The organism is Kitasatospora sp. NPDC056531, assembly GCF_042794375.1.
GTDB lineage: Bacteria > Actinomycetota > Actinomycetes > Streptomycetales > Streptomycetaceae > Kitasatospora.
In genome coordinates, this window is record NZ_JBHTTU010000019.1 from 88,136 (window position 1) to 109,390 (window position 21,255).

General features: G+C 71.6%; 21 protein-coding genes and 2 tRNA genes. 19 read left to right on the forward strand and 4 right to left on the reverse strand.

Annotated features, from left to right (window positions below; translation table 11 throughout):
• The first annotated feature begins 208 nt into the window (after nucleotides 1-208).
• The 5 genes from ACFQ87_RS18840 to ACFQ87_RS18860 all read left to right on the forward strand — a co-directional run bounded on the left by ACFQ87_RS18840 (nucleotide 209) and on the right by ACFQ87_RS18860 (nucleotide 6,638).
• Nucleotides 209-700 (forward strand): hypothetical protein, encoded by a 492-nt coding sequence (locus ACFQ87_RS18840; RefSeq protein WP_380611894.1) that lies wholly within the window; start codon nucleotides 209-211, stop codon nucleotides 698-700.
• Nucleotides 701-743: 43 nt separating this feature from the next.
• The gene (locus ACFQ87_RS18845; RefSeq protein ID WP_380611895.1) at nucleotides 744-2,399 is read left to right on the forward strand and encodes a WXG100 family type VII secretion target; all 1,656 of its coding nucleotides are present in this window, start codon (nucleotides 744-746) and stop codon (nucleotides 2,397-2,399) included.
• A 100-nt stretch (nucleotides 2,400-2,499) separates the two neighbouring features.
• The gene (locus ACFQ87_RS18850) at nucleotides 2,500-3,888 is read left to right on the forward strand and encodes a S8 family serine peptidase (protein ID WP_380611896.1); all 1,389 of its coding nucleotides are present in this window, start codon (nucleotides 2,500-2,502) and stop codon (nucleotides 3,886-3,888) included.
• A gap of 163 nt (nucleotides 3,889-4,051) precedes the next feature.
• Nucleotides 4,052-5,218, forward strand: a complete 1,167-nt coding sequence (gene mycP, locus ACFQ87_RS18855) for a type VII secretion-associated serine protease mycosin (RefSeq protein WP_380611897.1) — start codon at nucleotides 4,052-4,054, stop codon at nucleotides 5,216-5,218.
• Nucleotides 5,219-5,303: 85 nt separating this feature from the next.
• On the forward strand, nucleotides 5,304-6,638 hold the full coding sequence (locus ACFQ87_RS18860) for an MFS transporter (protein ID WP_380611898.1): 1,335 nt from the start codon (nucleotides 5,304-5,306) through the stop codon (nucleotides 6,636-6,638).
• A 19-nt stretch (nucleotides 6,639-6,657) separates the two neighbouring features.
• On the opposite strand, the gene ACFQ87_RS18865 is transcribed toward ACFQ87_RS18860, so the two are convergent.
• The gene (locus tag ACFQ87_RS18865) at nucleotides 6,658-7,254 is read right to left on the reverse strand and encodes a flavodoxin family protein (protein WP_380611899.1); all 597 of its coding nucleotides are present in this window, start codon (nucleotides 7,252-7,254) and stop codon (nucleotides 6,658-6,660) included.
• 193 nt (nucleotides 7,255-7,447) lie between these two features.
• Between ACFQ87_RS18865 and ACFQ87_RS18870 the strand changes: the two genes are divergently transcribed.
• The 5 genes from ACFQ87_RS18870 to ACFQ87_RS18890 all read left to right on the forward strand — a co-directional run bounded on the left by ACFQ87_RS18870 (nucleotide 7,448) and on the right by ACFQ87_RS18890 (nucleotide 11,285).
• Nucleotides 7,448-7,867 (forward strand): winged helix-turn-helix transcriptional regulator, encoded by a 420-nt coding sequence (locus ACFQ87_RS18870; RefSeq protein WP_380611900.1) that lies wholly within the window; start codon nucleotides 7,448-7,450, stop codon nucleotides 7,865-7,867.
• Between the two features lie 131 nt (nucleotides 7,868-7,998).
• Nucleotides 7,999-8,074, forward strand: a tRNA-Thr gene (locus tag ACFQ87_RS18875).
• Between the two features lie 194 nt (nucleotides 8,075-8,268).
• Nucleotides 8,269-8,937 (forward strand): LuxR C-terminal-related transcriptional regulator, encoded by a 669-nt coding sequence (locus tag ACFQ87_RS18880; RefSeq protein ID WP_380611901.1) that lies wholly within the window; start codon nucleotides 8,269-8,271, stop codon nucleotides 8,935-8,937.
• Between the two features lie 201 nt (nucleotides 8,938-9,138).
• Entirely contained in the window at nucleotides 9,139-10,101 is a 963-nt protein-coding gene (gene galE, locus ACFQ87_RS18885) for a UDP-glucose 4-epimerase GalE (RefSeq protein WP_380611902.1), read from the forward strand.
• 278 nt (nucleotides 10,102-10,379) lie between these two features.
• On the forward strand, nucleotides 10,380-11,285 hold the full coding sequence (locus ACFQ87_RS18890) for a LuxR C-terminal-related transcriptional regulator (protein WP_380611903.1): 906 nt from the start codon (nucleotides 10,380-10,382) through the stop codon (nucleotides 11,283-11,285).
• A gap of 16 nt (nucleotides 11,286-11,301) precedes the next feature.
• Here ACFQ87_RS18890 and ACFQ87_RS18895 read toward each other — a convergent pair whose 3' ends face one another.
• Complete coding sequence (locus tag ACFQ87_RS18895; RefSeq protein ID WP_380411794.1) at nucleotides 11,302-11,799, reverse strand: MarR family winged helix-turn-helix transcriptional regulator; 498 nt, start codon at nucleotides 11,797-11,799, stop codon at nucleotides 11,302-11,304.
• Nucleotides 11,800-11,910: 111 nt separating this feature from the next.
• Between ACFQ87_RS18895 and ACFQ87_RS18900 the strand changes: the two genes are divergently transcribed.
• Nucleotides 11,911-12,708: a methyltransferase domain-containing protein gene (locus ACFQ87_RS18900; protein ID WP_380611904.1), complete on the forward strand. Its 798-nt coding sequence runs from the start codon at nucleotides 11,911-11,913 to the stop codon at nucleotides 12,706-12,708.
• A gap of 69 nt (nucleotides 12,709-12,777) precedes the next feature.
• Here the strand turns inward: ACFQ87_RS18900 and ACFQ87_RS18905 are convergent, their stop codons facing one another.
• A complete protein-coding gene (locus ACFQ87_RS18905; RefSeq protein WP_363576138.1) occupies nucleotides 12,778-13,380 on the reverse strand; it encodes a TetR/AcrR family transcriptional regulator in 603 nt (200 codons plus the stop codon).
• Between the two features lie 215 nt (nucleotides 13,381-13,595).
• On the reverse strand, nucleotides 13,596-14,588 hold the full coding sequence (locus ACFQ87_RS18910; RefSeq protein WP_380611905.1) for an acyl-CoA desaturase: 993 nt from the start codon (nucleotides 14,586-14,588) through the stop codon (nucleotides 13,596-13,598).
• A 248-nt stretch (nucleotides 14,589-14,836) separates the two neighbouring features.
• Here ACFQ87_RS18910 and ACFQ87_RS18915 point away from each other — a divergent pair.
• The 8 genes from ACFQ87_RS18915 (at nucleotide 14,837) to ACFQ87_RS18950 (ending at nucleotide 21,228) form a co-directional block, all read left to right on the forward strand.
• A tRNA-Gln gene (locus ACFQ87_RS18915) sits at nucleotides 14,837-14,907 on the forward strand.
• 147 nt (nucleotides 14,908-15,054) lie between these two features.
• Entirely contained in the window at nucleotides 15,055-16,509 is a 1,455-nt protein-coding gene (gene glmU / locus ACFQ87_RS18920) for a bifunctional UDP-N-acetylglucosamine diphosphorylase/glucosamine-1-phosphate N-acetyltransferase GlmU (RefSeq protein WP_380611906.1), read from the forward strand.
• Between the two features lie 202 nt (nucleotides 16,510-16,711).
• Complete coding sequence (locus ACFQ87_RS18925; protein WP_380611907.1) at nucleotides 16,712-17,689, forward strand: ribose-phosphate diphosphokinase; 978 nt, start codon at nucleotides 16,712-16,714, stop codon at nucleotides 17,687-17,689.
• A 281-nt stretch (nucleotides 17,690-17,970) separates the two neighbouring features.
• Nucleotides 17,971-18,558: a 50S ribosomal protein L25/general stress protein Ctc gene (locus ACFQ87_RS18930; protein ID WP_380611908.1), complete on the forward strand. Its 588-nt coding sequence runs from the start codon at nucleotides 17,971-17,973 to the stop codon at nucleotides 18,556-18,558.
• Between the two features lie 112 nt (nucleotides 18,559-18,670).
• The gene (pth, locus tag ACFQ87_RS18935; protein WP_380611909.1) at nucleotides 18,671-19,249 is read left to right on the forward strand and encodes an aminoacyl-tRNA hydrolase; all 579 of its coding nucleotides are present in this window, start codon (nucleotides 18,671-18,673) and stop codon (nucleotides 19,247-19,249) included.
• A 139-nt stretch (nucleotides 19,250-19,388) separates the two neighbouring features.
• Nucleotides 19,389-19,712 carry a hypothetical protein gene (locus ACFQ87_RS18940; RefSeq protein ID WP_380611910.1) on the forward strand — a complete coding sequence of 108 codons (324 nt, stop codon included), beginning with the start codon at nucleotides 19,389-19,391 and terminating at the stop codon, nucleotides 19,710-19,712.
• A gap of 93 nt (nucleotides 19,713-19,805) precedes the next feature.
• Nucleotides 19,806-20,327, forward strand: a complete 522-nt coding sequence (locus ACFQ87_RS18945) for a SigE family RNA polymerase sigma factor (RefSeq protein ID WP_380611911.1) — start codon at nucleotides 19,806-19,808, stop codon at nucleotides 20,325-20,327.
• Complete coding sequence (locus ACFQ87_RS18950; protein ID WP_380611912.1) at nucleotides 20,317-21,228, forward strand: hypothetical protein; 912 nt, start codon at nucleotides 20,317-20,319, stop codon at nucleotides 21,226-21,228. Before ACFQ87_RS18945 ends, ACFQ87_RS18950 begins: the two co-directional genes overlap by 11 nt.
• Nucleotides 21,229-21,255: the final 27 nt, after the last annotated feature.

The following is a 21,255-nucleotide window of genomic DNA, read 5'->3' on the forward strand; positions in this document are numbered from 1 at the left end:
CGGGCGGTTGAACCCGTCCAGGGCGGCAAGGCCGAGAAGTTGACGGTGTGTTGCGGCGGAGCGCACGGGGTTGCCCGGGGTGCCCGGCCGTACGGGGGAGAGGTGGACTGCTGTGTCAGACGATGGTGACCCGCGCTCGGGGAAGACGCCGGCGCCTGCGGACCCTGGGACGGCGAATCCGGGGGGCTCTACTGATTCGACGCCGTTCATGCTGGATGGGCCGACGATTCCCTTGCCCTGGGGCGGGATCAATCTCGCTCCCGTCGTCAGCACGGCGCAGACGGACGGCAGCGCCGGTGCCCTGGTTGCGGCTTTCGGCAAGCACGACGTCAAGGTCGAGCTGGACACGCTGACGACGTTCGCGAAGAAGGTCGAGGCGCTGCTCCAGGCCATGGAGGGATCGGAGGCGGCGCCGTACAAGCTTGAGGCACAGAAACTGACTCAGCAGAGCTTCGTCAGCGGCGGTACGACGTTCGCGGAAGCGACGGATCTGAACTCCGCCTATGAGAAGGTCCACGCCCAGCTCGTCAAGCTGCATAAGGACTTCGCGTCGCAGATCCAGTCGATGCAGACGGCGATCTCGCATACGGCGAGCACATACACGACCAACGAGGATCACACGACGGCTGCGCAGAAAGCCGTCGCGCAGAGCGCGGGCGCCGCCTCGCCGACGTCGGGGTCGGACGACCTCAAGTACTGATGGCGGTCTGGGGAGAGTCCTACGGGGAGACGGGGAGCAAATAGTGTCAGCTGAGACGAACTTCGAGGGCATCGACCACGCCCAGCTGCGGAAGATGGTCGCCAGCACGGACCCCACTACGGTCCTCAGCCGCGGTACCCAACTTCAGTCGGCTGGCCGGGTCCTTAAAGAGCTGAGTTCGGCGCTCAAGTCGCATGTCGGCAACGTCACATGGGAAGGCCCGGCTGCCGAGAACTTTAAGACCTGGGTGGGTGACCTGCAGAAGTCAGCGCAGATCATCAGCGACCATGCCACGTCCGCTGGCGATGCGATGCACCAGGCTGGTGAAGCGCTCAGCACCGCCAAGGTTGCCGTGCCGGAGCCGCCGAAGACGGAGATCGAAGCGGTCAACAGATACAACAGCCAGTCGCCCATGGTCAAGGTTCCCCAGCTTGCGGTGGGCCAGAGTGCCGACGACTACATGAAGTCGATCAACCCCAAGTGGGTGACGGCGACGGAGTTTCTGCAGGCTGATGCGAAGGTCAAGGCGGAGCACCAGCAAGCCGTTCTCCAGATGGAGAAACTGGCGCAGGCGTACTCCGCGGCGACAAAGACGCTGAATCAGATTCCCTCTGATGTGGTGCTGCCGGGTACGCCTGGTACCGGCAGCAATCAGGAGTACGACTCAACTACTGCGTCGGGCGGTAGCGGTGGCTACGCCGGCTCTGGAGGCTCCCTCCGTAGCCCTCGGACGGGTAGCGGCAGCACTGGCGGTAGCTACAGCCCGTCCGGTGGCCGCTACGGTGGTGGCTCTGTGACGCCCCGCGACCCGGGAACGAGTTGGCAGGACCCGTCCAACCCGAGCCGCACCGGAACGACCCCGCCGCACGGCGGCGTACAACTACCGCCCGCGCCGCAGGATCCGGGCTCCTCGAACTCGCCGTCCCACCCGCCGTCCCACCCGTCGGACCCGGTCAACCGCCCGGGCACCGGCCTCGACAGCTTGCCGACTCTGCCGACTGTGCCTGGCCAGACCGGCCCCGGCAGTGGCCCCCTGCCGGACGGCCCGGGCACCACTCCCATCTACCCGAGCGGGCCTGGTAACCCTGGCGGTACGCCCACGGGCTATCCGGGTGGCGGGCCGATCACCGGCTTCCCGGTCGGAGGAGGTGGCGGGTCGATCCCGACGAAGAGCAGCGGTTCGCTGCCCGGCAGGGGCGGCGGCTCGATTCCGGCCCGCACGATCCCGTTCGGCGGTGGCCAGGTTCCGGGCAAGTCCGGTACCCCTGGCCTGCCCAGCGGAACGGTCTTCGGTCGCGAGGGAGGGCCGGTCGGTGGCGGCCGGGCCGGATCGTCCATGGGCGGCGGAATGGGCATGCACCCCGGCATGGGGGGTGGCCACGGTGTCGTCGGCGGGGGTGGCGGCTCGCGTGGCCGGGGCCTGGCCTCGACCGTCGGCGGTACGGTCGGCGGTCGCAAGGGACCGGCCGCCGGCGGGGAGTTCACGCCGGGCGGTACGGGTCTGCGCAACCGTGCGGCTGCAGCGGAAGCTGCCGAAGGCGGCTCCCGGTCCGGGCAGAACGGCATGATGGCTCCGGGCGCGGGGGGCCACGGTGGTCGGAACGAGCGGGACCGCCGCAAGCGTGCCGACTACCTGCACGAGGACGAGGAGACCTGGACCAGCGGTACGCCGCACAGCAACCCGGACGTGGTTGAGTAGGACGGCAACGACTGCCCGGCCGCTGGGCTCGCCCAGTGGCCGGGCAGACCTGTTCGGCGCGGGCTTTCCCGGCCAGCGGAGAGATCGACGAGGAGTTGTGATGGGGCGGACGAACGCGCGAGCGCGTTGGCGGGCTGCTGCGGCGGGGCTTCTGGCGGCAGGAGTCGTAGTCGGCCCGGTCGCAGCGCCCGCCGTTGCCGAGGACACGATCCGACAGCAGCAGTGGCATCTGGACGCGATGCATGCCCCGGAGATGTGGAAGGTGTCCCGGGGGCAAGGCATCACTGTCGCGGTGATTGACAGTGGATTCAAGCTGGACCACCCGGACCTGGAAGGGCAGTTCCTGCCGGGTAAGGATTTCAGCGGGAGTGCCGGTGGGGTGGGCTCCTTCGCGGACGGCCACGGTACTGGCATCGCCAGCCTCATCGCTGGGACCGGCAAGGGAATGGGAGGGACTGGCGCACAGGGTCTGGCGCCGGGTGTCAAGATCCTTCCACTGAAGATCAACACTGGATCGGTTGGGGCGCTCGTTTCGACTGATTTCCTTGACCAGATCGGGCAGGCCATTGCCTACGCGACTGGCCAAGGGGCGAAGGTTGTCAACATTTCCCAGGGGGTTGGTGCCGTAACGACCTTTCCGGCGGACGTGGAGAAACTGAATCGGATTATTTCGGCAGCCAGGGCCAAGGGTGTTCTGGTTGTTGCCAGTGTCGGGAACGAAGCAGAGAAGGGAAATCCCGTCGACTACCCCGGAGCTCTCCCCGGTGTGGTCGGCGTCGGAGCCTCGGATCGGAGCGGCACTGTCACGGCGGAGTCTGAACGCGGTCCGCAAGTAGATCTTGTCGCGCCTGGTATGGATATGATCGCCGCTTGCATCTCCTCCACGGGTTACTGCAAGAGCCGCGGCACTTCGGATGCGGCTGCGTTGGTGTCGGCCTCGGCTGCTCTGGTGTGGTCGGCGCATCCCGACTGGACGGGAAATCAGATCCTGCGCGTCCTTATCAATACGGCTGGTAAGCCGGCCAGTGGGGATCGAACCGACACCGCTGGATACGGTGCGGTCCGGCCGCGGATTGCGTTGACTGACCCGGGTGACCCCGGTCCGGCGGATGTATCGCCGCTCGCGGCTGATGCGTCTGTGCCGTCGGCTGCTTCGTCGCCGTCTGAGTCTGCGAGTTCGTCGGCTTCCGCGTCGTCGGCGCCGAGTGCTCCTGCGAGCCCGAGCGACGTTGCAGTGGGCGCACCCACAGCGCAGCCGAAGGCTGATGCGTCGTCCGGGTCGGGTGGCAGCGTGCTGCCGATCGTCGCCGCCGTGGTGGCCGGCCTGGCGCTGGTCGCCGGTGTGGTGTTCGTCGCGCTGCGGCGGAGGTCTGCCGCGCGGCCGGAGGCTCATGTGTCGCCGGTGCCTGCGCAGCAGCCAGCGACTCCGCCGTCTCCGCCGTCGTACGAGCCGCCGGTGGCGCCGCAGGACAACCCGTACGCGAAGTAGTTCAAGCTGTTTGGTGTCGTGGGGGAACCGGGTGGGGAACCGCTGGACGTGGGCTCGGCGGTTTGCCGCTGTTGGGGTCGCGAGCATGTGCGCGGTGGGGACAGCGGCGACGCCTGCCCTCGCGGGTGGGCCGATTCGGGCTGATCAGTGGCATCTGGATGCCATGCACGCCCCGGAGATGTGGAAGACCTCGAAGGGGGAGGGGATCACCGTTGCGGTGATCGACGGCGGGTTCAAGCTCGATCATCCGGATCTGGTGGGACAGTTCCTTCCGGGCAAGGACTTCAGTGGCAGTCCCGGCGGCGTGGGGTCCTACGCGGACGGGCATGGCACGGAGATGGCCAGTCTGATCGCCGGAACCGGCAAGAGCAGCGGCGGGACGGGTGCCTACGGATTGGCGCCGGGAGTCAAGATTCTTCCCCTGAAGATGAATGACGGATCGGACCGGTCCCTGGGGGCTTCCATCTCGTCCGACTTCCTCGATGAGGTCGGTCAGGCCGTGAACTATGCGGTTGAGCAGGGCGCGAAGGTCATCAGCATTTCGGAGGAGAGCGCGGCGGTCAACGCCACTCCGGAGAACGTTGCCAAGTTGGATCGCATTCTTGCGGCCGCGAGGGCGAAGGGGGTGCTCGTGGTCGCAAGTGTCGGGAACTCCGCGAAGGACGGCAATCTCGTCATGTATCCGGCTGCGCTGCCCAACGTCGTCGGCGTCGGGGCTGTTGATCGGAACGGCACGGTGACGGATGAGTCGCAGACGGGGCCGCACGTTGCGTTCGTGGCCCCCGGCGTGGATGTGATCGACGCCTGCACGGGCTCCACCGGCTACTGCAAGCGTCATGGAACGTCTGCTGCTGCGGCTCTGGTGTCCGCTTCGGCGGCGCTGGTCTGGGCGGTTCACAAGGACTGGACCGCGAATCAGGTCCTTCGGGTGCTCATCAACACGGCCGGCAGGCCGAATGGCGGTAACAGCCGTACGGACAGCGCGGGGTGGGGCGCCGTTCGGCCGAGGATCGCATTGACGAGTCCGGGCGATCCCGGTCCGGCTGATGTGTCGCCGCTCCCGGCGGACGTGCCTGTGCCGACTCCGTCGTCCGCACTCCTGGCCTCGCCGCTGCCGACCGCCACCCCTGTCGGTCCGTCGCCGACGGCCGTGCCCTCGCCGGCCGCGACGGCCACCGTGGCCGCAGTGGACACCGGGAGCGGGAGTGCCGGTCTCAGCTGGCCGGTGGCCATCGCGGTGATCGTGGTGGTGGTTCTGGTGGCGGGTGTGATCGTTGCCCTGCTGGTGCGGCGGCTGATCGTGGTGTTGCGGGGCGCGCGGGAGGCGTAGGACGCCGGCGTGAGGTTGTGGGTGTGCGCTGGGGTCACCCGGGTGGCGGCTGGTGGGGTGGTCGGGGGGTGGTGAGGGTGGTGGTATGGATGCGGAGGGTGCTTGGCGGGTAGGGCAGTTGCGGCGGGCGGCGGCTGCGGCGTTGATCGGGACGGCGATCGAGTTCTACGACTTCTTCCTGTACGGGACGGCGGCCGCGTTGGTGTTCGGGCCGGTGTTCTTTCCCGAACTGGGCAGAGTGGGGGCGCTGTTGGCGGCGTTCTCGGTGTATGCGGTGGCGTTCCTGGCCCGGCCGTTGGGGGCGGTGGTGTTCGGGCATTTCGGGGACCGGGTGGGGCGGAAGGCGACGCTGGTGGTGTCGCTGCTGTTGATGGGGTTGGCGACGGCGGCGGTGGGGGTGTTGCCGGGGTTCGCGGTGTGGGGGTGGTGGTCGCCGGTGCTGCTCGTGGTGCTGCGGGTGTGCCAGGGCGTCGGGTTGGGCGGGGAGTGGGGCGGGGCGGCGCTGCTGATCGCGGAGAACGCGCCGGCCGGGCGGCGGGGGCGGTACGGGGGTTTCCTGCAGTTGGGGCCGACGGGTGGGTTCGTGCTGGCCAACGGGGTGTTCCTGGCGCTCCAACTCGGTATGGACGAGGGGTCGTTCCGGGAGTGGGGCTGGCGGGTGCCGTTCCTGGCCTCGACGTTGTTGGTGGCGGTGGGGCTGTTCGTGCGGTTGCGGATCGAGGAGTCCCCGCTGTTCCGGACGGACGAGTGCAGGGAGCGGCCGCCGGTGGTGGAGGTGTTGCGCGAGCACTGGCGTCCGGTGCTGGCGGGCGGCGGGGCGATCACCGTGGGGTACGCGCTGTTCTACCTGACCACGACGTACGCGCTGGCGTACGCGACGTCCGGCCTCGGGGTGGCGAGCACGCTGGTGCTGTCGATGCTGCTGGTCGGGGCGGCGGGGATGGCCGTGATGGTGTGGCTGAGTGCCTCGCGCAGTGACCGGTGGGGGCGGCGGCGGACGCTGCAGTGGGCGACGGGGCTCGCCGCGGGCTGGGCGCTGGTGGTGTTCCCGCTGTTGGAGACGGTGCGGCGGCCGCTGATGTTCGTCGGGCTGGCGGGGGCGATGGTGGTGCTGGGCTGCATGTTCGGGCCGGTGGCGGCGTTCCTGCCGGAGCTGTTCCCGACCCGGGTGCGCTACACCGGGGCCGCGCTGACGTACAACCTGGGCGGGGTGATCGGCGGTGCGACGACGCCGCTGGTGGCGACCAGGCTGACCGCGGCGTACGGGACGGCGCAGCCGGTGGGTTGGTACGTGGCGGGGCTGGGCGTACTGGCCCTGGGGTGCCTGCGGCTGTTGCCGGAGACCACGGGCGCGGAGTTGGCGGCGGTGGACGGCGGACGCCGCCGGGCGCCCGTCCTGGGGACGGACCCGGCGGCGTAGGCGCAGGCGCGGGGTGGGGTCAGCCGGCCAGGGCGGCCCGGCCGGCCAGCACGATCGCGGTGTGCCGGGCGACGCGCTCGCCGAGGTGCTCGGCGGTCGCGATGTCGGCCTTGTGGACGGCCTCGACGCCGGCGTCGGAGGGCGAGGAGGCGGCGGCGCCGCTGAAGAAGCCGAGGCGGTTGAGGTCGTTCTCGGTGGCGGTGGTGGCGTTCCAGCCGGGCTTGAGGCCGAGGTTGACCCAGTTCATGCCGTGCTGGGCGGCGAGGGTCTGGAAGAAGCCGAGGGTGCTGGCCTTGTCGCCGCTCTTGGAGGCGGAGTTGGTGAAGCCGGCCGCGACCTTGTCCTTCCAGGCGTCGGTGAACCAGCGCTTGCTGGTGGCCTCGGCGAAGACGTGGAAGGCGCCGGAGGCGGTGCCCATGTAGGTGGGGGAGCCGAAGACGATCGCGTCGGCGGCGTCCAGCTGGGCCCACTGCTCGTCAGTGATGGTGTCGACGGCGATCGAGACGACCTCGGCACCTGCGGTGGCGGCGCCGCGGGCGACGGCCTCGGCTATCACGGCGGTGTGGCCGTAGCCGGAGTGGTAGGCGATCGCGACGGTGGGGCGGATGGCGGTCATGCGGGGCGCTCCTGTACGGGACGGCGGTGGGCCGGTGGGCCGGTGGGCCGGTGGGCCGGTGGGTAAGTGGCGGGGACGGCCGGGGCAGGGCGAATCTTGCGGACGCCCGGCCCGTCGAACGGTCTCCAATATAGACCAAGTCTCTATTGGGTACCAGGGGCGGATTGGAGACCGCGGGGCTACCCTGGTCGGTATGACGACGGAGGAAACGGCCCGGGAGCAGGGTCAGCCGCACGGGCAGGTGCTGGAGCTCAACGTCTTCGCGCAGCTCTGCCCCAGTCGCGAGATGTTCGCCGAGCTGGCCGACAAGTGGTCGCTGCTGATCCTGATGAGCCTCGCCGCCTGCGGGCCGCAGCGCTTCTCCGAACTCCAGCGCGGGATCGGCGGGGTCAGCCGCAAGATGCTCACCCAGTCGCTGCGCACCCTGGAGCGCGACGGCCTGGTGCTCCGCACGGTCTTCCCGGAGACGCCGCCGCGGGTGGTCTACGACCTGCTGCCGCTCGGCCGGGAACTGGCGGAGCTGGTCTCCCCGCTCGGTCGCTGGACGGAGCGGCGCGCCCCGCAGATGCTCGCGGCCCGCGAGGAGTTCGACGCCGCGCACTCCGGGGCCTGAGGGGTCGCAGGCGGGCCGGGGAGGCCCGAGGTGGGCCCGAGGTGGGCCCGGACGGGGCCGATTTCCCTTTCGGGTCGACGGCCGTGTAATGTCTTCCTTGTTCGACCGGCCCGGGAAAACAAGCCCGGCAAGCCCCTATAGCTCAGTCGGTAGAGCGTCTCCATGGTAAGGAGAAGGTCTGCGGTTCGATTCCGCATGGGGGCTCCACTGAAAGACCCTCGCCTCGTGGCGGGGGTCTTTCGCGTTTCCCGAGCCCGTTGACCCGGCCAGGCCCGAGCCCGGCCGGACCGCCGACACGCGGTGGCCTAGCGGGTCGGGTGCGGAATGCGCTGTGATGGTGCGTCATCGGCCGCCCGCCCGAGGGGTGCGGGCGCGAGCCGGACCCCGACCGGGAGGGCGTCATGGGTGTTCGACTCGTGGTGGTCGACGACCACCGGCTGCTGGCCGAGGCGCTGGCCACCGCGCTCCAACTGCGCGGCCACCGGGTGCTCGCGGTCGGCTCCCCGGCCGGTGTCGCCGCCGACCTGGTGGCCGGGCGGCGGCCGGAGGTGTGTCTGCTGGGCGTGGCCGCGCCGGGGGAGCCCGGCGCCTTCGACGGGCTGCGCCGGATCCACCGGGAGCGCCCCGAGGTGGCCGTGATCGTGCTCGGTCCGGTCGGTGAACTGAGGGGCGTGGCAGGGGCGTTCGCGGCCGGCGCGGCCGGGTACGTGCCCAGCGACGAGCGGATCGAGGTGGTCGAGCGGGCGATCGGACGGGCCCGGGCGGGCGAGGCCGCGGTGGCGGTGGACGTCCTGCGCGGGGCCTTCGACCAGCTGCTGCGCCCGGTGGCCGAACCGGACGACGAGGCGGTCAGGCTGCTGCGACTGCTGACCCGCCGTGAGGTGCAGGTGCTGGCCCGGATCGCGGACGGCGAGGACACTGCGGCGATCGCCGCCGGGATGCGGATCGCCGCGAGCACCGCCCGTACCCACGTCCAGCGGGTGCTGATGAAGCTGGGCGCGCGCACCCGGCTGGAGGCGGCCGCGGTGGCCGCGCGCACCGGCCTGCTGGAGCGGATGTCCGGCGGCTGAGGACGGCGGCTGAGGAGAGCGGCTGTGGACGGCTCGTGGGCAGCGGCTGTGGAGAGCGGCTGTGGACTGGGTGAGAAAGCCCTGGAGCGACCACCCGGTGGTCGGGAGCACCCCGCCGGGCAGGGACAATTGGCGGCAGTCGTACGCATTCCGTCGATGGCCGCCGACCGGGCGGACCCATCGCCCGCTGGAGGTCTCATCATGAGTAAGTACCTGGTCACGGGTGGCGCCGGCTACGTCGGCAGCGTGGTGGCCGCCCACCTGCTGGAGGCCGGGCACCAGGTGACCGTCCTGGACGACCTGTCGACCGGCTTCCGTGAGGGCGTCCCGGCCGGTGCCGAGTTCGTCGAGGGGCGGATCCAGGAGGCCGGCAAGGTGCTGGACGGCTCCTTCGACGGCGTGCTGCACTTCGCCGCCTCCTCTCAGGTCGGCGAGTCGGTCGTGGACCCGGAGAAGTACTGGCGCAACAACGTGGCCGGCTCGCTGGAGCTGATCAGCGCGATGCGCGCGGCGGGCGTGCGCAAGCTGGTGTTCTCCTCCACCGCCGCCACCTACGGCGAGCCGGAGGCGGTGCCGATCGCCGAGACCGCCCGCACCGCGCCGACCAACACCTACGGCGCCACCAAGCTCGCGGTGGACCACCTGATCACCAGCGAGGCCGTCGCGCACGGCCTGGCCGCCGTCTCGCTGCGCTACTTCAACGTGGCCGGCGCGTACGGCGCCTACGGCGAGCGCCACGACCCCGAGTCGCACCTGATCCCGCTGGTCTTCCAGGCCGCGCTGGGCCAGCGCCCGCACATCGCGGTGTACGGCGACGACTACCCGACCCCGGACGGCACCTGCATCCGCGACTACATCCACGTCGCGGACCTGGCCGAGGCGCACCTGCTGGCGCTGGACGCCGCCAAGTCGGGCGAGCACCTGATCTGCAACCTGGGCAACGGCAGCGGCTTCTCGGTGCACGAGGTGATCGAGTCGGTCAAGCGCGTCACCGGCCGGGAGATCCCGGTGCAGGTGGCCGGTCGTCGGGCCGGCGACCCGGCGGTGCTGGTGGCCTCCGCCGAGCGCGCCCACCAGGCGCTGGGCTGGACGCCGCGGCGCCCGAACCTGGACGACATCGTGTCCGACGCCTGGAAGTTCACCCTGGAGAAGAACGCCGGCTGACCACGGGCGAGTCGGGACGGCCCCGGGGTCGCGGAAGGCGCCCCGGGGCCGTCCGGGCCGAACAAGTCCGGCCACTCGCATAGCGTCTGACGAAAGTTCACCAATCCACCACGGGGGAGTTTCCCGGCCCGTACGCTGAGTGCGGTACCGGTGGGGGCCGGCGCCGATTCGGCCTCGCCGGCCGACCGGTGGGCGGGCGGAGCGACGGGTTCGGAGCACGGTCGCCGGACCGATCCCCGCTCCCGGGCTCGGGCGCTCTGAGCAGGGGGGTACTGACGATGGGGCGGATCCGGGTCCTGGTGGTCGACGACCACCGGATCTTCGCCGAGGCACTGGCCGCGTCCCTCGCCGCCGAGCCCGACGTGGAGGTGGGCGCGGCGGGCAGCGCGGCCGCCGCCGAGCGGGCGCTGGAGCGCGCCGCCGCCGAGGGGCGGGCTTACGACGTGGCGCTGATCGACGCCGACCTGGGCACCGAGGCCGCGGGCGCCCGGGCCAGGTCGGGGGCCGAGCCGGGCGAGGAAGCCCGGCGCCGCCAGGCCCCGACCGCCCCGCCGCCCCGCCGGTCCGCGGCGCCGACGCCGACGACCGTCGCCCGTCCGGCGGACCAGCTGCGCCCGGAGCAGTTGCGTCCGGACCAGCTGCGAGCCGACCAGCTCAGGGCCGTCTCCCCGCCCCCCGACGGCATTACCCTGCTCGGCCGGTTGCGCCGCGCCCACCCCGGGCTGCGCGCCGTCGTCCTGGCCACCGCCGACGACCCGCACCGCGCCGCCCGGGCGCTGCACGCGGGCGCCACCGGCTGGGTGGCGAAGGAGAGTTCGCTGGCCCGGCTGCTGGCCGTGGTCCGGGGCGTGCTGCGGGACGAGACGCATCTGCCGCCCGCGCTGCTCACCGGGGTGATCCGCGAGCTCACCACCGCCCGGCGGGACCGCACCGAGAGCGAGCGGCTGGTCGACACCCTCACCCCGCGGGAGAAGCAGATCCTGCGCTGCATGGTCGCGGGCCTGGGCCGGCAGGCCGTCGCCGAGCGGCTCTACCTGTCGCCGCACACCGTCCGTACCCACATGCAGAACGTGCTCGGCAAGCTCGGGGTGCACTCCACCCTGGCCGCCGTCGCGGTCGCCCGCCGGGCCGGGGTCAGCCCCGCCGAGCCGGCGGTGCCGCCGTCCATCGCCTCCGCCCCCTGAACGGCGGCGGAACGGCTCAGCCGGGGATGTTGTCGAACGGCGCGACCAGCAGCCGCAGCAGCGCGGCGAGTTCGCCCTGCTGTCCGGAGCTGAGCTGGGCGAGGAGTTCGCGCTCGTGCGCGAGCAGTCCGGCCAGCGCCTGGTCGGCGCGGTCCCGGCCGTCGTCGGTCAGCCGGACCAGGACGCCGCGCCGGTCGTCCGGGTCGGGCAGGCGCTTGACCAGGCCCTTGCCGGTGAGCCGGTCGATCCGGTTGGTCATGGTGCCGGAGGTGACCAGGGTCTGGGTGAGCAGTTGGCCGGGGGACAGCTGGTACGGGGAGCCGGCCCGCCGCAGGGCGGTCAGGACGTCGAACTCCCAGGGCTCCAGGCCGTGCTCGGCGAAGGCGGTGCGGCGGGCGCGGTCCAGGTGCCGGGCGAGTCGGCTGACCCGGCTGAGCACCTCAAGCGGCTCCACGTCGAGGTCGGGGCGCTCTCGGCGCCATGCTGCGACCAGCCTGTCGACCTCGTCCTCCATGACGATCAGTGTATCGGTGGATGTGTCGATGTGAAGTCTCTTGACATCGAGAAATGTGCCAGCGAGGCTGCACCGAGATATCTTGATGTCGAGATACCTGTGAGGTGAGCCATGACCACCCCCGTCTGGGACCCGGCGCAGTACCTGCGCTTCGCCGACGAACGCACCCGCCCGCTGCGCGAACTGATCGCCCGTGTCCCCGCCCTCCCGGATCCGGATCCGCACGACGCCGTGATCCTCGACATCGGCTGCGGCCCGGGCAACTCCACCGCCGTCCTGCGCGAACGCTGGCCGCAGGCCCGGATCACCGGTATCGACAACTCCGCCCCGATGCTCGCCACCGCCCGCACCGAGGGCGAACCCACCGCCGACTACCTGCTCGCCGACGCCCGCGCGTACGACCCCGCCCCGGCCCGGCCCGACCTGATCGTCTCCAACGCGACCCTGCAGTGGATCGACGGCCACCTCGACCTGATCCCGCGCTGGGCCGCCGCGCTGCGCCCGGGCGGAACGGTCGCCATCCAGGTCCCCGGCAACTTCGACGCCCCCAGCCACACCCTGCTCGCCGACCTGCGCCGCAGCCCCCGCTGGCGCGACGCCCTCGGCGCCGACGCCGTCCGCTCCGGCGTCCACCCGCCCGAGCGCTACCTCGACGCCCTGGCCGGCGCCGACTGCCTCCCCGACGTCTGGGAGACCACCTACCGCACCCTGCTGCCGGGGCCGGACCCGGTGCTGGAGTGGGTCAAGGGCAGCGCCCTGCGGCCCGTCCTCACCAGGCTCGCCGACCCGGCCGACCGGGCCGCCTTCCTCGCCGAGTACCGGCGGCTGCTGCGCGAGGCCTACCCGGCCGGACGGTACGGGACGGTGTTCCCGTTCCGGCGGATCTTCGCGGTGGGGGTGAAGCGGTAGTGGGGAGTGAGGCGACAGCCCGGGTGGAACGGTCCGGGTGAAGCGGTGGCGACCGGGCCCGGTACGGGTTCAGCCCTGCCGGTCGCCGACCAGCTTCGGGTGCCGCTCCAGGCCCTCCAGCCCGTGCCAGGCCAGGTTCACCAGGTGCGCCGCCACCGTCGCCTTGTCCGGCTTGCGGACCTCCAGCCACCACTGGCCGGTCAGCGCGACCATCCCGACCAGCATCTGCGAGTACATCGGGGCCAGCCGGGCGTCGAAGCCGCGGGACTTGAACTCCAGGCCCAGGATGTCCTCGACCTGGGTCGCGATGTCGCTGATCAGCGAGGCGAAGGTGCCGGTCGACTGGGCCACCGGCGAGTCCCGGACCAGGATCCGGAAGCCGTCCGTCGAGGTGTCGATGTAGTCCATCAGCGCGAACGCGGCCTGCTCCAACAGCTCGCGCGAGTGCCCGCCGGTGAGCGCCCCCGTCACCATGTCCAGCAGCAGCTGCATCTCGCGGTCCACGACCACCGCGTACAGCCCCTCCTTGCCGCCGAAGTGCTCGTACACCACAGGCTTGGAGACCCCGGCGCGCTCGGCGATCTCCTCCACCGAGGTGCCGTCGTAGCCGCGCTCCGCGAAGACCGTCCGGCCGATCTCCAGCAGCTGCTCCCGGCGCTGCTTGCCGGTCATCCGGACCCGGCCGCCCCGGCGGCGCGGGGCCGAGGCTGCCGCGCCACCGTCCGTACCCCGTTCCGTGCCCCCGTCGGCGGGCGCGCCCGCCGGTGCAGCGGCCCGCGGACGGACCGGCGCCGTTCCGGGCGCCGCGTCCGTCCGCGTGCTGTGGTGACCGCCTGTGCTGTCTGCGCTGCTCCCGTTCACCCCTACATCATGCTGGAAGCGCCGCCTCATGCGGCGCGGCGGGCGGCGATCCGCTGCGCGTCCGGCCAGCGGACGTCCCGGACCCAGCCGGCCAGCTCGAACCAGCGGATCAGCCGGGCCGAGGAGTCGATCTGTCCGCGGAGCACCCCGTGCCGGGCCGCGGTCGGGTCCGCGTGGTGCAGGTTGTGCCAGGACTCGCCGCAGGAGAGCACCGCGAGCCACCAGACGTTGCCGGAGCGGTCCCGGGAGCGGAACGGGCGCCGGCCGACCGCGTGGCAGATCGAGTTGATCGACCAGGTGACGTGGTGCAGCAGCGCCACGCGGACCAGCGAGCCCCAGAAGAAGGCGGACAGCGCGCCCTCCCAGGACAGGCTCACCAGGCCGCCGACCAGTGCGGGCAGCAGCAGCGAGATCGTGGTCCAGAGCCAGAACAGCCGGGAGATCCGCCTCATGGCCGGGTCGCGGACCAGGTCCGGGGCGTACTTGAGCTGAGGGGTCTGCTCCTCGTCGAACATCCAGCCCATGTGCGCCCACCAGAGGCCCTTGATCAGCGCCGGGACGCTCTCCCCGTAGCGCCAGGGCGAGTGCGGGTCGCCGTCCTTGTCACTGAAGCGGTGGTGCTTGCGGTGGTCGGCCACCCAGCGCACCAGCGGGCCCTCGACGGCCAGGCTGCCGGCGATCGCCAGCACCAGGCGCAGCGGGCGGTTGGCCTTGAAGGCGCTGTGGGTGAAGTAACGGTGGTAGCCGACGGTGATGCCGTGACAGGTGAGGAAGTACATGGCGACGCCGACCGCCACGTCCGTCCACCCCAGGCCCCACCCCCAGGCCACCGGCACGGCGGCGACCAGCGCGGTGAACGGCACGAGGATGAACAGGGCGAGCGCGAGGCGCTCGGCGAAGCCCTGCTTCTCCCCGCCACGGGTGGCGGACAGCCGGGTCGCGGAGTCGGCGGAGGGATCGGGGGAGGGATCGGGGAGCGCGGCGCCCCCCGCATGCGCCTGGCCGGCCTGGATGGTCATGGGGCGTCCCTTCGCGGCGTCCCGGAACGGGACAGAGCGGAGCCTACGTTGGCGTAACCTACGGCATCGTAGGTTGCGCTCCGTGTCCAGGGGAACACGCTGCCGCGCGGCGCTTGAGTGAATTCACCCGACTGGATGGATGAACCCCGGGCCCGCGGTGTTCGAGCCGCTGCGGCGGATCCGCGCCTGCGGATCGGGCTGGTTGATACCCACGGGGGGGTCGACTCGGGTAGGGTCTGACACGACTGTCCGCCGTGGTGTAATGGCAGCACAGGGCCCTTTGGAGGCCTTTGTCTGGGTTCGAATCCTAGCGGCGGAGCCTCTGCACGCCTCAGGTTCGGGCGTTTCCCCCCTCGCCGGTATTGTCAGTGCTGCTCGGCGGACTGTGCGAATGGCGACCGGCCTGGGTCCGGGCCGGGCCTGCCTGCTCTGCCCTCGCTGTGAACCTACTGAGGAGCCTCCCCGCATGGGTGCCAATTCGCTTGCCGCCGTTGTCGTGCTCGCCGCCGGTGGCGGGACCCGGATGAAGTCGAACAAGCTGCCCAAGGTGCTGCACGAGGTGTGCGGGCGCTCGCTGGTGGGCCACGCGGTGTCGGCGGCCGCGGAACTGACGCCGGCGCAGCTCGTGGTGGTGGTCGGCCACCAGCGCGAGCAGGTGGAGGAGCACCTGGCGGCGCACTACCCGGCGGTGCGGCCGGTGGTGCAGGAGGAGCAGAACGGGACCGGGCACGCGGTGCGCACGGCGCTGGAGGCGCTGACCGCGGACGGTGTGGTGCTGGACGGCACCGTGATCGTCACCGCCGGGGACTCGCCGCTGCTGACCGGGCGGACCCTGAGCCGACTGGCGGACGCGCACGCCGCGCAGCAGAACGGGGTCACCGTGCTGACCGCCGTCGTCCCCGAGCCCTTCGGCTACGGCCGCATCCTGCGCGACGAGGACGGCACCGTCGCCGCGATCGTCGAGGAGCGGGACGCCAGCGACACCCAGCGCGCGATCACCGAGATCAACTCGGGCGTCTTCGCCTTCGACGCCAAGCTGCTGGTCGAGGCGCTGGCCGAGCTCACCACGGACAACTCGCAGGGCGAGGAGTACCTGACCGACACCCTGGAGATCCTGCGCAAGGCCGGGCACCGGGTCGGCGCCGTGGTCGCCGAGGACCACCGGGACATCCTGGGCATCAACGACCGGGTCCAGCTGGCGCAGGCCCGCCGGCTGCTGAACGACCGCCTGCTGGAGCAGGCGATGCGCGCGGGCGTCACCGTGGTGGACCCGGCGACCACCTGGTTCGACGTGCAGGTCTCGTACGAGCCGGACGCCGTGGTGCTGCCGAACACCCAGCTGCAGGGCGCCACCCACCTGGGCGAGGGCTGCGAGGTGGGCCCGAACTCCACCCTGAAGGACACCCTGATCGGCGCCGGCGCCCGTGTGAGCAACACCACGGCCGACCGCGCGGTGGTCGGCGAGCTGGCCGCCGTCGGCCCGTACGCCTACCTGCGGCCGGGCGCGAAGCTGTCCCGCAAGGCGAAGGTCGGCACCTACGTCGAGGTGAAGAACTCCGAGCTGGGCGAGGGCGCCAAGGTGCCGCACCTCTCCTACATCGGCGACGCCACCATCGGCGAGGGCAGCAACATCGGCGCGGCCTCGGTCACCGTGAACTACGACGGGATCAACAAGCACCGCACGGTCGTCGGCGCGCACTGCCGCACCGGCTCGGACAACATGTTCATCGCCCCGGTCACCGTCGGTGACGGCGCCTACACCGCGGCCGGCTCGGTGATCACCGCCGACGTCCCGCCCGGCGCGCTGGGCGTGGGCCGGGCGCAGCAGCGCAACATCGAGGGCTGGGTCGAGCGCAAGCGCCCCGGAACCGCGTCCGCGCAGGCCGCGAAGGTCGCGACGGACGGGGCCGCCGAGGCCTGACGGGAGGGGCGGTGCGCCCGCGTTGCGGTCCCGGGGCGGACGGTTTCTGCGCGGGCGCGTAACCTTGAGGACATACGTGCGCCACTGGGCCTACCGCCCGTGTCCAGGCGTACCGACAATTCCCCGATCCTCCGTGAGTGCGGGCTGCGCCTGCCCTCCGCGGGGGAGGGGTTCAGCGTCCGCAACGCGAGGAGACGGTGCAGTGAGCGGGATCACGACGTCGGGTGAGAAGAAGCTGAAGCTCTTCTCCGGCCGTGCCCACCCGGAGCTGGCGAAGGAGGTTGCCGAGGCGCTGGGGACCGAGCTGGTCCCGACCAAGGCCCTCGACTTCGCCAACGGCGAGATCTACGTCCGCTTCCTGGAGTCGGCGCGAGGCGCGGACTGCTTCGTGATGCAGAGCCACACGGCTCCCATCAACCAGTGGATCATGGAACAGCTGATCATGATCGATGCGCTGAAGCGGGCCTCCGCCAAGAGCATCACCGCGATCCTGCCGTTCTACGGGTACGCCCGCCAGGACAAGAAGCACCTGGGCCGCGAGCCGATCTCGGCCCGCCTGGTCGCCGACCTGCTGCGCCAGGCCGGCGCCGACCGCCTGATGGCGGTGGACCTGCACACCGCGCAGATCCAGGGCTTCTTCGAGGGCCCGGTGGACCACCTGTTCGCGCTGCCGCTGCTGGCCGACTACATCGGCGAGAAGGTGGACCGCTCCAAGCTGACCGTCGTCTCGCCGGACGCCGGCCGGGTGAAGGTGGCCGACCAGTGGTGCGACCGCCTGGACGCGCCGCTGGCGATCATCCACAAGCGCCGCGACATCACCCAGGCCAACACCATCCTGTCGGCCGACGTTGTCGGTGACGTCAAGGGCCGGGTCTGCGTCCTGGTCGACGACATGATCGACACCGCCGGCACCATCTGCGCCGCCGCTGACGCGCTGTTCGAGAACGGCGCCGCGGACGTCCTGGTGGCCGCCACCCACGGCGTGCTCTCCGGCCCGGCCGCGGACCGGCTGAAGAACTCGCGGGTGAGCGAGTTCGTGTTCACCAACACGCTGCCCACCCCGGCGCAGCTCCAGCTGGACAAGATCACCACGCTGTCCATCGCCCCGTCGATCGCGGCCGCGATCCGTGAGGTGTTCGAGGAGGGCTCGGTCACGAGCCTCTTCGAGGGCGTGCACTGACGAAGGCCCGTGCGGCGGCCCCGGTCCCTGACGGGCCGGGGCCGCCGCCGATTTCGCGGGAGGGCGCCGGTGCGGTTAGACTCGTGAAACTGCTCGGCGAGGGATGCCGTGTGCCCGCTGGACGGGTGCCGACACCGTGATCGACGCGCTGCCGGTAGCGGATTCCGTCCGCCGGCAGAGGCCGTTGCCGCCGAGTGACCCCCGAACGTACTGAGGGTGTGGTCCCGGCGGTTTTTCGCGTTGCCTGCACCCCCGCGCCAGTCTTCACGAGGAGTGCAGTCGTGTCCGAGATCCGTCTTGCCGCTGAGACCCGTTCCGAGTTCGGCAAGGGTGCCGCCCGCCGCGCCCGCCGCGCCGGCTTCGTCCCCGGTGTCGTCTACGGCCACGGCCACGCCCCGGTTCACCTGAACCTGCCCGGCCACGACCTGATGATGGCCCTCAAGACCCCGAACGCCCTGCTGGTCGTGCCGATCGACGGCAAGGACGAGTACGTGCTGCCGAAGGCCGTCCAGCGCGAGGCCATCAAGCGCACCATCGAGCACGTCGACCTGCTGCTGGTCAAGCGTGGCGAGAAGGTCACCGTCGAGGTCCCGGTCCACACCGAGGGCGAGCTGGCCCCGGGCGGCAACCTGCTGGAGCACGTCCTGCAGGCCCTGCCGATCGAGGCCGAGGCCACCCACCTGCCCGAGGCCGTCACCGTCTCGGTCGAGGGCCTGGAGGCCGGTGCCGCCATCCACGCCAAGGACATCGTCCTGCCGGCCGGCGTCTCGCTGGCCGTCGAGGCCGACGCCGTCGTGCTGCAGGTCATCGCCGCCCAGGCCGCCCCGGCCGAGGAGGCCGAGGAGGCCGCCGAGGGCGCCGAGGCCTGAGCCTCGCGCTAGTCGCTGAGACCGCTGCCCCGGTCGCTCCCGCTGGAGCGGCCGGGGCAGCGGTGTGTCCGGGATGATGACGTCGAGTGCGAGGGCGACGAGGAGAGTGGGAATGGCTGAGGAGTACGACGGTCCCTGGCTGGTGGTGGGGCTGGGCAACCCGGGGGAGCAGTACGCCCGGAACCGCCACAACATCGGCTTCATGGTGGTGGACCTGCTGGCGCAGCGGATGGGTGCCAAGTTCAAGGCGCACAAGAGCCGGGCGCAGGTGGCCGAGGGGCGGCTGGCGGGCAGGCGGGTGGTGCTGGCCAAGCCGATGTCCTTCATGAACCTGTCCGGCGGGCCGGTGACGGCGCTGCGGGACTTCTACAAGGTGCCGGCGTCGGCGCTGATCGCCGTCCACGACGAGCTGGACGTCGACTACGCGGCGCTGCGGCTGAAGCTGGGCGGCGGGGACAACGGCCACAACGGGCTGAAGTCGATCACCAAGTCGCTGGGCCCGGACTACCACCGGGTGCGTTGCGGGATCGGCCGTCCGCCGGGCCGGATGGAGGTCGCGGACTTCGTGCTGAAGGACTTCTCCTCGACCGAGCGCAAGGAGCTGGAGTGGTTCGTGGACCGCTCGGCGGACGCGGTGGAGGCGCTGCTGTCCGAGGGGCTGGAGCGGGCGCAGGGCACGTACAACTCCTGACGCACCGTCATGGACGTGCTGTGCGGGGTACGCAACAGTCGTACAACGCTTGCCGTGCCAAACCTGAATCCGTGTGAGAACCCTGTGCGGGATCGGATAGCGTCGGCCTGGTACGCGAACGGGTCCTGGGGAGTTCTCGATGCGGAGATTGCGTCCGGTCCGCCGACTTCGGCGGCTCCGGGTGGTCCGGCTGAAGCAGTTCGGACGGCGGGTCGGTGCCGCCGGTGCGCTGGGGGCGGCCGGGGTGTTGTTGTCGAGCGGTGCGGTGGCGCACGCCGATCCGGGGGCAGAGCCGGACGCGGTGGTCTCGCCGGAGCCCGCGGCGGCGCAGTTCGCCCCGGTGCTCGGCGATTCGGTCGGGCCGGACGCCGGGTTGTTGGCGGTCGGCGGCGGCCTGGTGGTCGTGGCCGGCGGCGCGGCGCTGTGGCTGAAGCGGCGGCGCGCGGGCGAGCCGGGCGAGTAGGAATTCACGGCGAGGGGCCGGTGTCCACGGGAGTGGGCGCCGGCCCCTCGCCGTCTTGTCATCCGTTTCCGGCGGGCGGTGCGTCCTGTGGGTATGAAGCGCGAATCGATGCGCCCGGGGGGCTCCGGATCCGACCCGTTCGACGAGTTCGTCGCGGCGCGGTACCAGGCCCTCCTACGGGGGGCGTACCTGATCACCGGGGACGTCCACGACGCCCGGGACCTGTTGCACGACGCCCTGACACGGGTGTACCCGAAGCGGTCGACGATCCGGGACCCGGGGGCGGCCGAGGGGTACGTCCGGCGGACGATGGTCCGCACCCACGTCTCCCGGTGGCGTCGGACCAGACGCGAGGTACTGACGTCCGCGCTGCCGGACGGGCCGACGGTCCAGGAGGCCGAGCGCGACGGGCAGTTGGCGGCGGTTCTGGCCGGGCTGCCACGGCGGCAGCGGGCGGCGGTGGTGCTGCGGTACTACCTGGACCTGTCCGTGGCGCAGGTGGCGGTGGAGCTGGGGTGCTCGGTGACCACGGCGAAGACCCACCTGGCGCGGGGGATCAAGGCGCTTCGACAGGAACTGCAACCGGCGAGGGAGTTGGTGGGGCGTGAGCGCTGAGGACGAGTTCGAGGAGGAGCTGGCCATCCGGCTCGGGACGCGCGCGGCAGGGGTCGGCGCCAGCCCGCCGTTGGCCGGGCTGCGCGAGGCCGGGCGGCGACGGGCACGGCGACGGGGGGTCGTGCGGGCGGTCTCGGCGGTGGCGGTGCTGGCCGTCGGCGTGGGGGTGCTGACCCAGCTGGGCGGCGGCTCGGGGACCGCCCGCACGGGGGTGGCCGGGGCGGGCGTCGCTCTGGTGAGCCCGACGACAGGTGCGACGGGCGCGGGGCCGGAGGCCGTGATCTTGAGTTGCGCGAAGGGGCCCACGTCCATGCGGACACCGGGCTGGCACCAGCACCCGGCCTGGACGCCTCCGGCGGTGCCCTCGTCCGGTGCTCCGTCGTCCAATGTCTCGTCGTCCGGTGCTTCGTCGTCGGGGGTGCCGTCGTCCAATGTCCCGTCGTCCGGTGCTTCGTCGTCGGGGGTGCCGTCGTCGTTGTCGTCGGCCGATCTGGCGAACATCGAGCTGGGGCGTGCGGGTTCGGCCGTGGAGATGACGGCGATCATGAACGTGGTGTTTCGCGAGCACTATTTCGGTACCTGCCGCGACGCGGGCACGAACACGCTCTACGTGATGCGGGTCCCGGGCAGCGACCTGGACACCGCCGCGACCCGGGCCGTGGCCGACCGGCCCTGGGTGAAGCTCCAGTTCGTGGATGCGGCCGGTTCGCGTGACCAGCTGATGGCGTTCGGCGCCCGGATCCGGGCGGACATCGGGGAGTGGCGGTCCAAGGGTGTGGAGATCGAGGCGGTGACGCTCGCCGTCGACGGCACCGGAGTGGTGGTCGACACTCCGCAGTGGGCGTCCGCAGGTGCGGAGATCAAGGCGAAGTACGGCCCCCTGGTGGCCGAGGTCCGCTAGGGCCCGCGTGACGCGAAGGGCCGGTGC